At 43.7% G+C, this 12712-nt stretch carries 14 protein-coding genes; 8 read left to right on the top strand and 6 right to left on the bottom strand.

All coding sequences use genetic code 11. The annotated features are described in order from the left end of the window. Positions 1-3 precede the first annotated feature (3 nt). The 4 genes from corC to asd form a co-directional block, all read right to left on the bottom strand. A complete protein-coding gene (corC, locus tag HPC40_RS06830) occupies positions 4-891 on the bottom strand; it encodes a CNNM family magnesium/cobalt transport protein CorC (protein WP_208118748.1) in 888 nt (295 codons plus the stop codon). A gap of 172 nt (positions 892-1063) precedes the next feature. Further along, positions 1064-2395 carry an anaerobic C4-dicarboxylate transporter gene (locus tag HPC40_RS06825; RefSeq protein WP_208118747.1) on the bottom strand — a complete coding sequence of 444 codons (1332 nt, stop codon included), beginning with the start codon at positions 2393-2395 and terminating at the stop codon, positions 1064-1066. A 190-nt stretch (positions 2396-2585) separates the two neighbouring features. Then, positions 2586-3218 carry an FKBP-type peptidyl-prolyl cis-trans isomerase gene (locus HPC40_RS06820; RefSeq protein ID WP_208118830.1) on the bottom strand — a complete coding sequence of 211 codons (633 nt, stop codon included), beginning with the start codon at positions 3216-3218 and terminating at the stop codon, positions 2586-2588. A 7-nt stretch (positions 3219-3225) separates the two neighbouring features. Continuing rightward, on the bottom strand, positions 3226-4110 hold the full coding sequence (gene asd, locus HPC40_RS06815; protein WP_208118746.1) for an archaetidylserine decarboxylase: 885 nt from the start codon (positions 4108-4110) through the stop codon (positions 3226-3228). 149 nt (positions 4111-4259) lie between these two features. Here asd and yceD point away from each other — a divergent pair, with 149 nt between their 5' ends. The 8 genes from yceD (at position 4260) to fabF (ending at position 10540) form a co-directional block, all read left to right on the top strand. Then, on the top strand, positions 4260-4784 hold the full coding sequence (gene yceD, locus HPC40_RS06810; RefSeq protein ID WP_208118745.1) for a 23S rRNA accumulation protein YceD: 525 nt from the start codon (positions 4260-4262) through the stop codon (positions 4782-4784). Between the two features lie 16 nt (positions 4785-4800). Further along, the gene (gene rpmF / locus HPC40_RS06805) at positions 4801-4971 is read left to right on the top strand and encodes a 50S ribosomal protein L32 (protein ID WP_208118744.1); all 171 of its coding nucleotides are present in this window, start codon (positions 4801-4803) and stop codon (positions 4969-4971) included. Positions 4972-4994: 23 nt separating this feature from the next. Further along, positions 4995-6047 carry a phosphate acyltransferase PlsX gene (gene plsX, locus HPC40_RS06800; protein ID WP_208118743.1) on the top strand — a complete coding sequence of 351 codons (1053 nt, stop codon included), beginning with the start codon at positions 4995-4997 and terminating at the stop codon, positions 6045-6047. A gap of 12 nt (positions 6048-6059) precedes the next feature. Continuing rightward, on the top strand, positions 6060-7022 hold the full coding sequence (locus tag HPC40_RS06795; RefSeq protein ID WP_408021825.1) for a beta-ketoacyl-ACP synthase III: 963 nt from the start codon (positions 6060-6062) through the stop codon (positions 7020-7022). 57 nt (positions 7023-7079) lie between these two features. After that, positions 7080-8021: an ACP S-malonyltransferase gene (gene fabD / locus HPC40_RS06790; RefSeq protein ID WP_208118741.1), complete on the top strand. Its 942-nt coding sequence runs from the start codon at positions 7080-7082 to the stop codon at positions 8019-8021. Between the two features lie 9 nt (positions 8022-8030). Then, positions 8031-8759 carry a 3-oxoacyl-ACP reductase FabG gene (fabG, locus tag HPC40_RS06785; protein ID WP_208118740.1) on the top strand — a complete coding sequence of 243 codons (729 nt, stop codon included), beginning with the start codon at positions 8031-8033 and terminating at the stop codon, positions 8757-8759. 221 nt (positions 8760-8980) lie between these two features. Beyond that, the gene (gene acpP, locus HPC40_RS06780; RefSeq protein ID WP_111301362.1) at positions 8981-9211 is read left to right on the top strand and encodes an acyl carrier protein; all 231 of its coding nucleotides are present in this window, start codon (positions 8981-8983) and stop codon (positions 9209-9211) included. A gap of 90 nt (positions 9212-9301) precedes the next feature. Next, positions 9302-10540, top strand: a complete 1239-nt coding sequence (gene fabF / locus HPC40_RS06775) for a beta-ketoacyl-ACP synthase II (protein ID WP_208118739.1) — start codon at positions 9302-9304, stop codon at positions 10538-10540. Positions 10541-10586: 46 nt separating this feature from the next. Here fabF and HPC40_RS06770 read toward each other — a convergent pair whose 3' ends face one another. Further along, positions 10587-11288 (bottom strand): LutC/YkgG family protein, encoded by a 702-nt coding sequence (locus tag HPC40_RS06770; protein ID WP_208118738.1) that lies wholly within the window; start codon positions 11286-11288, stop codon positions 10587-10589. A 4-nt stretch (positions 11289-11292) separates the two neighbouring features. After that, a complete protein-coding gene (locus HPC40_RS06765) occupies positions 11293-12711 on the bottom strand; it encodes a LutB/LldF family L-lactate oxidation iron-sulfur protein (protein WP_208118737.1) in 1419 nt (472 codons plus the stop codon). Position 12712: the final 1 nt, after the last annotated feature.

Raw genomic sequence — 12712 nt, 5'->3', positions numbered from 1 at the left:
GCTTTACTCTTGCGGGTTCTCGTCATCTGCCTTAGCAATCAGCTCATCAGGCACTCGCACGCGTAATTGGATAATTTTACGGCTATCGGCAGCCGAAACCTTAAACACGAGCCCTTCAAGCTCAATTTCTTCATCACGCGTTGGTAAATAGCCAAAGGCTTGCATAATCACGCCACCGATAGTGTCTACTTCTTCAGCATCAAAATGAGTGTTAAAACGCTCATTAAAATCTTCAATATCCGTTAACGCACGCACAGAAAACGTATGACGCGAGAGCTGACGAATGTCATCCGCACCTTGCTCATCAAATTCATCTTCAATATCGCCCACAATTTGCTCAAGAATATCTTCAATCGTTACTAATCCTGAAATCGCACCAAATTCATCGACCACGATCGCCATGTGAAAGCGCTCCGCTCGGAATTCTTTGAGCATGCGATCCACTCGCTTACTTTCTGGCACAATCACGGCTGGACGTAGAATGGACTGCATATCAAATGCCGTCGCGGTGGAGCGAGAAAAAGGTAATAGATCTTTTGCCAGTAATAATCCTTCAACATTATCACGCTCATCACTCACGACAGGAAAGCGAGAGTGTGCAGATTCAATGATAATATCCAAGCATTCATCAAGGCTTTGCTCTTTATTGATAAAAACAATCTGCGCACGCGGGATCATGATATCACGCACGCGTAGCTCGGCAATTTCCATTACCCCTTCAATCATTTCACGGGTATCTTGATCGATGAGATCATTTTGTTCAGAATCACGAATCACTTCCACTAATTCGTTACGATTTTTAACTTCCCCTTGGAAAATACGGCTAAACAAACTCCCAAAAAAGCCTTTTTTACTCGGCTCTTGAACATCGATATGTTGATCATCACTCATTATTTTTAACTCATTGGTCTTTTTTTTCAAAAATTAGCACATTTTATCTTTCTGCGCTAGCAAAACGAATAACCCAGCGAGGATTGAGGCAAGTAGGCCTCGTCTGTTAAACCTAAAAAATAAAAGTGCGGTCTGTCATAACCGCACTTTTAAGTAGAACCTTTTTATATCGTTATAATATAGTGTATGCAAGGGTATAACCGACAAAACACGCCACAACAACCCCGACTAAACCGGGTGCCATAAAGCTGTGGTTGAAATAGAATTTACCTATTTTGGTGGTGCCAGTCACATCAAAGTTGATGGTGGCGATGTCTGACGGATAATTTGGAATGAAGAAGTAACCGTAGGTCGCTGGCATCAAACCGATCAACAATGGCACAGGCAAACCGATGGCTAAACCCACTGGCAACATCATCCGTGCGGTGGCTGCTTGGCTGTTGATGACAACAGACACGGCAAACAACGCAAAGGCAAATGTCCACGGATAAGATTCCACCATCTCAGTCACACCCGCTTTGAACGACGGCATAGCGTAGCTAAAGTAGGTATCGCTCATCCACGCAATCCCGAAAATGGCAATCGCGGCGACCATTCCTGATTTAAATACCACTCCATTCGGCACATTCTGCGGATGTGTTTTAGTGGCGATCATGATAATACCACCAAAGGCGAGCATCATCATTTGGATGATAAGGGTCATGGAAACGGGCTTTTCAGCATCCCCTAAAGTGCGGATCTCTGGCATTACCGCCACAATCACGATAGTTACCAAGGCGAGGATAAATAGCAACACAGCATTGCGTGCAGATGTTGGCAATTCTTCATTTAACGTCGTGCTTATTGTATTGGCAATACGCTCACGCCATACTGGATCTTGCAAACGGCGTTGATATTCTGGGTCATCTTGCAATTCTTTACCGCGACGTAAGCTATATAATGACAATGCAATTGTGCCCAGCAATGTGGCAGGAATGGTCACCGCAACAATACTAACCAGAGTGATGTGCTCAAAACTTGGAATTTTTACCACTTGCCCGAGGTAATACACCACGGCTGCGGAAATTGGGCTTCCTGTAATCCCGAGCTGAGATGCCACAGAGGCCGCCGCCATTGGGCGTTCTGGGCGGATGTTATTTTTCAACGCCACATCACCGATGATTGGCATAATGGTATAAACTGCATGACCTGTGCCGAGCATTAAGGTCATGGTGTAAGTGACCAATGGACCCAGAATGGTGACCCGTTTTGGATTGCTGCGCAAAATGCGTTCTGCAATTTGTAACATATATTTCAAACCGCCCGCCGCTTCCAAAATGGAGGCACAAGTAACCACCGCAATAATGATTAACATCACATTGATCGGCGGTGACGTTGGCGGCATACGCAACACAAAAACTTCAATCACTAAGCCGATACCTGATACCACACCAAGCCCAATGCCACCAAAGCGGCTGCCTGTATAAAGCATGACAAGCAAAAATAAAAACTCAAGATATAACATAACGTGTTCCTTAAAATTTTTTGAGAAAAATGCTGATATTTTTTGAAAATCTACGCGCGATCGTACTCAATTTAAGGTAACAGGCAAGCAGTAATTGTAGAAAATTTGATTTAACGCATAATTTTCTTTTTCACATAAAAAAAGCAAAATGATCTTAATCATTTTGCTTTCTGAAAGACTAAAGTGCGGTTTATAGAATGTCTAATAATTCCACATCAAATACTAATGTGCTAAACGGTGGAATTGCTTGACCTGCACCACGTTCACCATAGGCAAGCTCATGCGGAATCACCAAACGCCATTTCGATCCAACTGGCATCATCGTTAATGCTTCTGTCCAGCCTTTGATCACGCCATTCACTGGAAACTCGGCTGGTTGTCCACGCTGTACAGAACTGTCGAATACGGTACCATCTGGCAGGCTACCGGTATAATGCACCCGCACTTTATCATTCGCGCTTGGCACCTTGCCGTTACCTTCAGTCAACACTTGGTATTGCAAACCACTTTCCGTAACATTCACACCGTCAGCTTGTTTGTTTTCTTCTAAAAAAGCCTTGCCAGCAGCTTCAATTTCTTTAAATTGCGCTTGTTGTCGCTCTCTTGCCACCTGCTCCATTTGTTGTAAGGCTTGCCCTACGGCATTGAGATCGGCGGCGGGCGGATTTTGATTTAACACATCAAAAATGCCTTTGGCAACGGCATTCACATCAACAGGAAGTTGGCTTTGAACTAATTGCTGTCCGATTTGCAAGCCAATGCCATAGCTGCCTTGTTGTTCGGTTGTTTGCAGTTTTACGTTGTTAAAAAAATCTGTCATAATGTTTCCTTTAATTGTTGGTTGAATTATCTGTTTTCGGTGCACTCATTGCTTGCCCCATTTGCACCGCACTACCTGAAGTAAAGTGCGGTAGCAATGCAATCGCATCCTGGCTAAACAATGTTATTACGGTTGAGCCTAATCGAAATGCGCCCATTTCCTCGCCTTTTGCTAATTTGACCGCACTTTCTCCTTCCTGTGGATATTCCCATGTTTGAATCTCTTTCGTGCGTGGTGGATTAATCACGCCAGCCCATGTTGTGCTAATACTTGCCGTGATCGTCGCCCCAACAAGAATTTGTACCATTGGACCAAAATCGGTCTCAAAATAACAAATCACACGTTCATTACGGGCAAATAAATGAGGAATATGCTCACTTAAAAAGGGATTAACCGAAAAAAGTGCGCCTGGTACATACACCATCTTGCGCAACGTGCCTGAAACTGGCATATGCACACGATGATAATCACGTGGCGAAAGATAAACCGTCGTAAACTGCCCTTGCTCAAAGTGCGGTAGCATACTGTCATCGCCAGCAAGCAAGTCAGACAATGAAAATGAATGCCCTTTTGCCTGTAATAGCTGCCCTTGTTCAATACGGCCGAGTTCGCTAATATGCCCGTCGGCAGGGAACACCGCCACATCACGCCCATCTATTGGGCGTGCATCGGCTTTGAGTCTACGGATAAAAAAGTCATTAAAGCTGGCATAATCACTTGGGCGTGATTTTTCCGCCTCTTGCCAATTAATGTTATAATGCCAAGCGAATAATTTGATTACCCCATGGGTTAATGTGCCCCACTTTTTCTGTGCAAACCAGCCAGCCAAACGCGTCAGTGGCAGTTGCGGCACAAGGTAGTGAAATGCAATTTTTATGCGGTCGAAATAGCTCATTCGTTGCTCCGTTGGTTATGTTTAGCCATTGCTTAACAATATTGGGATCATTTTGCCGATTTCAAGCCATTTCATTTTTATACCGCACTTTGACTTTTTTCGTTTATCTAGTTGACTATTTTGCGTTGTGCGGTTAATATGCGCTCCCTATGCAAAAGGTTAAACTTCCTCTGACTGTTGATCCAATTAAAGCCGCACAACGGCGATTGGAATACGCTGGATATTATGCGCCCAACCAGCTTGAGCGTTTGCACGATAGCGTCAGTCAAGTGTTGGGCAATGCGCAGGCGACGATGTCGTTTGAGATTGATCCGCAACGTTTAGTGGTCATAAAAGGCAATGCAACAATTGATGTTGAGCTAATTTGTCAACGCTGTGGTAAACCTTTTATAATGACATTGGCAAGTCGCTTTACGTACTCGCCCGTGTCAAATCAGGATCAGGCAGAAAAACTACCTGAGTACTACGAACCCCTTGAAATGAATGAATTTGGGGAAGTAGATTTGCTCGAGGTGGTGGAAGATGAGTTAATCCTTGCACTACCCCTTGTTCCAAAACATAACATAGAACACTGTGAAGTGTCCGTGGCTGAACAGGTTTTTGGCGACTTACCCGCCGATGCGGAAAAACCAAACCCGTTCGCTGTATTAGCTAATTTAAAAAAGCAAAAGTAATTTAGGAGTATAGCCAATGGCTGTTCAACAAAACAAAAAATCTCGCGCTCGTCGTGACATGCGTCGTTCACATGATGCTTTAACCACTGCAGCTGTTTCAATTGATAAAGAAACAGGTGAAACCCATTTACGTCATCATGTAACCGCGGATGGCTACTATCGTGGTCGTAAAGTAATCAATAAATAATATTGATGCTTTAAGGAACGACATTGACTCGTCTAACCCTTGCGTTAGATATGATGGGCGGGGACTTTGGTCCCCGTATTACTTGCCCTGCTGCACGTCAAGCATTGGAAAGTGATCCAACGCTCGAATTATTATTGTTTGGCGATCGCCACCAAATCACCCCTTTTTTTGAAAATTGCCCTACCAATATCACGTCACGTATTACCTTACATCACTGCGATAAAGTCATTAAAAATGATCACGGTCTTTCTATCGCATTACGTCGCTCCAAAGGCAGCTCAATGCGTTTAGCCATTGAAGCGGTGCGGGATGGTAAGGCGTCTGCGTGCGTAAGTGCTGGCGATACCGCACTTTTAATGGGGCTGGCGAAGGTGATTTTGCAACCTTTACCAGGCATTATTCGCCCAGCACTGGTCTCGCTTATTCCAACGATAGAAGGCAAGCAAAGCGTGATGCTTGATCTCGGTGCCAACATAGATTGTTCCGCACAGGTTTTAACACAATTTGCTCAAATGGGTGCCGTTTTTGCTGAAAATCAATTACAATTAGTTTATCCACGGGTCGCATTACTTAACATTGGCATTGAAGAGCTCAAAGGCCTGAAAGCTATCCGAGAAGCCGCAGAGTTAATCCATCAAACCACGCAGCTCAATTATATCGGCTACATTGAAGGGAATTTATTACTCAACGGTGTCGCAGATGTCATCGTGGCCGATGGCTTTGCAGGGAATATTGCGTTAAAAACGCTCGAAGGTAGCGCAAAAAACATGCTTTCTTTATTCAAACGTGGCAATCAATCGCCTTCTGTGATACAAAAAGGGCTGAAAAAAGTCGGGAAATGGGCTATTGCTCGTTGGTTTCCGCAATTTAAACAATTTAATCCCGATCAATATAACGGTGCGTCGTTACTCGGGCTCACCGCTGTAGTGGTAAAAAGCCATGGTGGTGCGAATCAACGTGCATTTTTACACGCAATTGAACAGGCAAAATGGCAAGTGCGGTCAAACATTGTACAGCAAATTCAACAGGGACTTGCATTGAGCCAATCGCCGCGCCCAATCAAGGATAATGAATAACAACATCTCAGGATGCGTATGTTTAGTAAAATTTTAGCCACTGGCAGTTATCTGCCATCGCATATTAGAACGAATGCTGATTTAGAAACTATGGTTGACACATCCGATGAGTGGATTGTCACTCGCACTGGCATACGCGAACGTCGTATTGCTGGGTGTGATGAAACTGTCATCACGATGGCGACACAAGCCGCACAAAACTGTCTGACTATGGCTGCCATCGATCCTCAAGACATTGACCTCATTTTAGTTGCGACAACCAGTAATCAATATGCTTTTCCAAGTGCCGCCTGCTCTGTACAACTTGCACTAGGTATTAGTGATGCTATCGCATTTGATATTGCTGCCGCCTGCTCTGGTTTTGTGTACGCTTTAAGCGTAGCAGATCAATTTATCCGCACTGGCAAAGTCAAAAATGCACTCGTCATTGGGGCTGACCTTTTTTCCCGTGCACTTGATGAACACGATCGTGGCACAGTGATTTTATTCGGGGATGGTGCGGGCGCAGTCTTACTTACCGCCAGTAATGAAGCGGGTATTTTATCCACGCACCTACACAGTGATCCGACGCAAAATGACATTCTCACATTGAAAAATGCCACACGCAGTCGCCTTGAGCCATCACCTGAATTTTTACAAATGCAAGGTAATGAAACATTTAAAATCGCTGTACGCCAACTAGCAAATGTAGTGGAAGAAACGCTGCAAGCCAATAATCTCGCCAAAAGCGACATTGATTGGCTTGTGCCGCATCAAGCAAATCTGCGCATTATCAGTGCAACTGCCAAAAAATTGGATATGGATATGTCTCAAGTGGTTGTTACCCTTGATCGTCACGGCAATACCTCAGCAGGCAGCATTCCGAGTGCATTAGATGAAGCTGTGCGCGATGGACGCATTCAGCGTGGGCAACTTGTGTTGATGGAAGCATTCGGTGGCGGTTTAACATGGGGCTCTGTATTAGTGCGATTCTAACCGCACTTTATGGTTTACGCATTTAGATTTTATAGCAAACGATAATGAGGATTTAACATGAAAACATTTGCTATGGTTTTTCCTGGTCAAGGCTCACAAGCCGTTGGTATGCTAGCGGAATTGGCAACACAATTTCCGATTGTTGAAGAGACATTTAAACAAGCAAGTGCGGTTCTCGGCTATGATCTTTGGGCATTGGTGCAACAAGGTGAGGCGGAAGAGTTAAACCAAACTTGGCGCACGCAACCAGCATTATTGGCTGCTAGTGTCGCGATTTTTCGAGTATGGCAAGAACGTTATCCTGAACTCAAACCAACCGTCATGGCTGGACATAGCTTGGGTGAATTTTCAGCCCTTGTTTGTGCTGGTGTGATTGATTTCCAAGATGCAATCAAACTGGTTGAATTACGAGGCCGTTTAATGCAAAAAGCTGTTCCGCAAGGCACTGGTGCGATGTATGCGATTATTGGCTTAGACGATCAAACGATTATTGACTGCTGTGCCAAAGCTCAAGAAGGTGAGGTAGTTTCAGCGGTGAACTTTAACTCACCAGGACAAGTGGTGATTGCCGGCATTAAAAGTGCGGTTGAGCGTGCAGCACAACTGTGTAAAGAGGCTGGTGCAAAACGGGCTTTACCATTGGCGGTCAGCGTACCATCACATTGCGCATTGATGAAGCCTGCTGCCGATCAACTTGCTGTTGCACTGGATTCAATCAGCTTCAAACAACCGCTCGTTCCCGTCATTAATAATGTCGATGTCAAACAAGAAAACGACGCAGATGACATTCGCAATGCCTTAGTTCGTCAGCTATATAGCCCTGTTCGCTGGAGTGAAAGTGTGGAAAAAATAGCATCACTTGGGGTCAATATGTTAGTCGAAATCGGGCCAAACAAAGTCTTAACAGGACTTACCAAACGTATCAATAAATCATTGGAGGCAATGGCGGTTAATGACATTCAGTCACTCAACGCCGTTGTCGATATTTTAGCGGAGTAAGGACATTGTATGAAAGGAAAAATCGCATTAGTCACTGGAGCAAGCCGCGGTATTGGTAAAGCTATCGCACAAGAATTCGCCGCTCTAGGGTGCACTGTTATTGGTACAGCAACCAGTGAAAGCGGTGCGCAAGCTATTTCAAATTATCTGGGTGAATCTGGTCGCGGTATGGTATTAAATGTAACAGACACCACCTCAATTGAGACACTACTCGCCGAGGTTAAAAGTGCGGTCGGCGATATTGATATTTTGGTCAACAATGCTGGAATTACACGTGATAATTTAATGATGCGCATGAAAGACGATGAATGGAATGAGATCATTACCACGAACTTAAATTCTATTTTTCATCTCAGCAAAGCGGTTCTCCGTCCGATGATGAAAAAACGCTTTGGACGTATTATCAATATTGGTTCAGTTGTTGGCTCTATGGGCAACCCTGGGCAAGCCAATTACTGTGCCGCCAAAGCAGGGGTCATTGGTTTTTCTAAATCACTAGCACACGAAGTGGCTAGCCGTGGCATTACTGTTAACGTTATTGCCCCAGGATTTATCGCAACGGATATGACCGACGCATTAACCGATGAACAAAAACAAGGTATTTTAGCCAATGTGCCAGCCGCACGTTTAGGCGAACCGCAAGAGATTGCTAAAGCAGCAGCCTTTCTTGCAAGTGATGATGCAGGCTATATTACTGGCACCACATTGCATGTTAATGGTGGCTTATATATGAGCTAAATCAAAGTGCGGTTATCGGATTTAAGAAAAAGATGACAACCGCGCGTTGATAATGGTAAAATCTAGCTCGGTATCGATTATGGTTATAACGTATTGAGCCTATAACCAAATTTGCATAGTATGTAGTGCGCTGAGATGCCCTCACAAGTCTAACTTGTTATACACTATCATACGATTTTTATCTGGTCGCTCTTGGCGATATACAATATAGGAAACTAAAAATGAGCATTGAAGAACGCGTAAAAAAAATCATTGTTGAACAATTAGGCGTTAAGGAAGAAGAAGTTAAACCTGAAGCGTCATTCGTTGAAGATTTAGGTGCAGACTCACTTGACACCGTTGAACTTGTAATGGCTTTAGAAGAAGAATTCGACATCGAAATTCCTGATGAAGAAGCTGAAAAAATTACAACAGTTCAATCTGCAATTGATTACGTTCAAAATAATCAATAATCTGTTGTATCAAGGCGGTTTTTACACCGCCTAAATTTCACCTAAAGACTGCCAAACAATATTCATCAACTCCCCTCGGAGCTTACATATATGTCAAAACGTCGCGTTGTTGTTACAGGACTTGGGATGATTACCCCACTAGGTAATGACGTAAATTCTACTTGGAATAATATTTTAGCAGGCAAAAGTGGCGTAAATACTATTGAGAATTTTGATACCACGAATTATACGACTACCTTTGCTGCACAAATTAAAGATTTTAACACAGAGCAATATATCTCACGCAAAGATGCGAAAAAAATGGATCTCTTCATTCAATACGGTATTGCTGCTGGCATGCAAGCCATTGAAGACGCTGGGCTTGAAATTACTGAGCAAAACAGCCATCGTATTGGTGTCGCAATCGGCTCAGGCATTGGGGGATTGGGGCTCATCGAAGAAAATCATCATTCCCTGCTCAAAGGTGGTGCTCGCAAAGTAAGCCCATTTTTTGTGCCATCCACCATTGTGAACATGGTCGCGGGTCATCTTTCCATTAATTATAAATTACATGGTCCGAATATTACCATTGCAACCGCTTGCACCTCAGGCGTTCATAACATCGGACACGCTGCCAGAATGATTGCCTACGGTGACGCTGATGTGATGTTAGCAGGCGGTGCTGAAAAAGCTAGCACACCATTAGGTATTGCAGGTTTTGGGGCTGCTCGTGCATTATCTACACGCAATGATGAGCCACAAAAAGCGAGCCGTCCTTGGGATACTGACCGAGATGGTTTCGTACTTGGCGATGGTGCAGGTGTTATTGTGCTTGAAGAATATGAACAGGCTAAAGCCCGTGGTGCAAAAATATATGCTGAACTTGTTGGCTTTGGAATGAGTGGTGATGGCTATCATATGACATCTCCACCAGCAGACGGAGCTGGAGCTGCGTTGGCAATGCAAAATGCCCTTAATGATGCAAAAATCCACGCTGATCAAATCGGTTATATCAATGCCCATGGGACCTCAACGCCAGCAGGTGATATTGCAGAAGCTACGGCAGTGAGTACTGTCTTTGCGGCAAATAAAGAGACGATTTTAGTTAGCTCGACTAAATCAATGACAGGACATTTACTTGGGGCTGCTGGTGCAGTGGAGTCTATTTTCACGATTTTGGCTCTGCGTGATCAAATCGCACCGCCAACCATTAATCTCGAAAACCAAGACCCTGCGGTCGAACTCGATTTAGTCGCCAATCAAGCACGCAAAGTAGAGATGACGTATGCGCTTTGTAACTCTTTCGGCTTTGGTGGCACGAATGGCTCACTCATTTTCAAAAAAATCTAATTCGAAAACCGCACTTTAGATAAAAGTGCGGTTTTTTGCCCTCTAATTATACATCATCAATAATGACATAAACATTTTTGACTGGTCCATGTACACCAACAACTTTTACCAGCTCAATATCTGCCGTTGCACTAGGTCCCGATATAATGTTGATACATGATGGCATACGCTCCCCCTTCGCAGCTTTTTGGTCTAAAATCGACGCTAATTGTGCCACACGAGGCAAAATACTACTGCGTTTCAATAGCACCATAGAAACGGGAGGGAGTAAGCTAACTGAGCGACCAAAATGTTTATCCGAATAAAGCACGATACCGCCTGATTCAGTCAATCCATATTCAGCAAAAACAATTCCGATATTCGCATTAGCCGCAAAAGTGCGGTTTTGCACTGCTGATTCTGGTGACCAAATATGTGTTTGATAATGTTGTGATAATGTGTTCACTACTCCTAACGCCTGTAAACGGGTATCATCATTGATGATCACATCTCCACCGCCATATTTTTCACATAATGCCAATATCGTTTCGCCAACTTCAGCCGGTCGAGTGGTTAAACAATCCACCTCCAACGCTTGTGCATTAAGCATAAATGTGGCTAATAAATTTTTCGAATCAAGCTCCGTTAAACGCGTTTTAGGTGCATCGGTGAGTTGGGCATAATCACCCTGTACTTGAGTACGCACCTCTCGCCCTAATTGTGCGGCGAGGCGTGCTAAAAATTGATCACGATTTGTTGTATCTAACATGCTACTATCCCTTATGTTGTTCACGATGTTTAAACCAATCACGGAAACTTTCTCCGTCAGGTTGCGGCAGGTCACGCGCTTTCGTCCATTCACCAATTGCACCAAGATCAAAGGGTGCTTTACCATTTTTGATGGTTTTGCTCATCACTTTTGCACCTATATTCATCCCCACTTTCCACAACGTTGGATGGTTATTAGCAAAAGTAAATGCTTTGACACTGATTTTCTCCATCGTTGGCGCAATGCCTTCTTCTACCATATTTTGGCGATGCTTTAACAGCAGACTTGCCAATGGGATTTTTACAGGACAAACCTGATTACACGCAGTACATAACGAACAAGCATAAGGCAGGTCTTTAAACTCTTGATACCCCCCTAAAATTGGCGAAAGCACAGAACCTATTGGGCCTGGGTAAATTGAGCCATAGCCATGCCCTCCAATTTGACGGTATGCAGGACACGTATTTAAGCACGCACCGCAGCGAATACAGCGAAGAATATCATTAAATTCACTGCCCAATGCTTTAGAGCGTCCATTATCTACGATCACTAAATGAAACTCTTCTGGTCCATCGGTTTCACCTGCTAAACGTGGACCTGTCAACCAAGTATTATAAGCTGTCAATTTTGCACCGACCGCACTTCGTGCTAATAGTGTGATTAAAATATCCACTGCTTCAAAACTAGGTGCAATACGCTCCATGCCCATAACAGCGATATGTGTTTTCGGCAACGTAGTAGCAAGACGTAAATTACCCTCATTTGTCACAAGACACACACTACCAGTTTCAGGCACAGCAAAATTACATCCACTGATACCAATTTCTGCTTGCAAGAAGTCTTCTCGAATCGTATTACGAATGAAAAGCGTCATTTCTTCAGGTGTGGCTGCCCCTTGATAGCCTAATTTATCATGTAGCACTTGACGGATTTGCTCACGATCTTTATGAATCGCAGGGACAACAATATGCGACGGTTTATCGCCTGCAATTTGTAAAATATATTCGCCTAAATCACTTTCAATAACCTGTATACCTTCTTGTTCCAAACAATGATTTAAACCTATCTCTTCCGTCACCATTGATTTGGACTTAACAATTTTTTTCGCTTTTTTTTCTTTGGCAACGTTTGTGATGTAATTCGTCGCATCTTGTGCAGTGGCTGCAAAATAAACATGTCCACCATTTTGGGTTACTTTTTCTGATAATTGATAAAGATAAGCATCTAAATTCTCTAGCACATGGTTACGAATCGCTTTTGCTTGTTCACGCCACTCTTCCCAGAGCCCCAGCTCATCTACCATTTTTTGACGATTAGCACCGATGCGCTCTTGTGCCATAACTAATGCTTTGCGTACCACATCATTATGAATCTCTTGATCGATACGCTGTTTGAAAGGAATCTGGCTTGTTTGAATTGACATA

The sequence above is a fragment of the Spirabiliibacterium falconis genome, assembly GCF_014885015.1.
Lineage (GTDB): Bacteria > Pseudomonadota > Gammaproteobacteria > Enterobacterales > Pasteurellaceae > Spirabiliibacterium > Spirabiliibacterium falconis.
The sequence above is the reverse complement of the archived record's forward strand: the minus strand, read 5'-3'. Positions and strand labels throughout refer to the sequence as shown.

Bases quoted from the DNA above. Each gene is read 5' to 3' on its own strand.
- yceD (WP_208118745.1), top strand. From the start codon at position 4,260: ATGCAAAAGGTTAAACTTCCTCTGACTGTTGATCCAATTAAAGCCGCA.
- HPC40_RS06795 (WP_408021825.1), top strand. From the start codon at position 6,060: ATGCGTATGTTTAGTAAAATTTTAGCCACTGGCAGTTATCTGCCATCG.
- HPC40_RS06765 (WP_208118737.1), bottom strand. From the start codon at position 12,711: ATGTCAATTCAAACAAGCCAGATTCCTTTCAAACAGCGTATCGATCAA.
- rpmF (WP_208118744.1), top strand. From the start codon at position 4,801: ATGGCTGTTCAACAAAACAAAAAATCTCGCGCTCGTCGTGACATGCGT.
- acpP (WP_111301362.1), top strand. From the start codon at position 8,981: ATGAGCATTGAAGAACGCGTAAAAAAAATCATTGTTGAACAATTAGGC.
- HPC40_RS06770 (WP_208118738.1), bottom strand. From the start codon at position 11,288: ATGTTAGATACAACAAATCGTGATCAATTTTTAGCACGCCTCGCCGCA.
- corC (WP_208118748.1), bottom strand. From the start codon at position 891: ATGAGTGATGATCAACATATCGATGTTCAAGAGCCGAGTAAAAAAGGC.
- fabD (WP_208118741.1), top strand. From the start codon at position 7,080: ATGAAAACATTTGCTATGGTTTTTCCTGGTCAAGGCTCACAAGCCGTT.
- asd (WP_208118746.1), bottom strand. From the start codon at position 4,110: ATGAGCTATTTCGACCGCATAAAAATTGCATTTCACTACCTTGTGCCG.
- fabF (WP_208118739.1), top strand. From the start codon at position 9,302: ATGTCAAAACGTCGCGTTGTTGTTACAGGACTTGGGATGATTACCCCA.
- fabG (WP_208118740.1), top strand. From the start codon at position 8,031: ATGAAAGGAAAAATCGCATTAGTCACTGGAGCAAGCCGCGGTATTGGT.
- HPC40_RS06825 (WP_208118747.1), bottom strand. From the start codon at position 2,395: ATGTTATATCTTGAGTTTTTATTTTTGCTTGTCATGCTTTATACAGGC.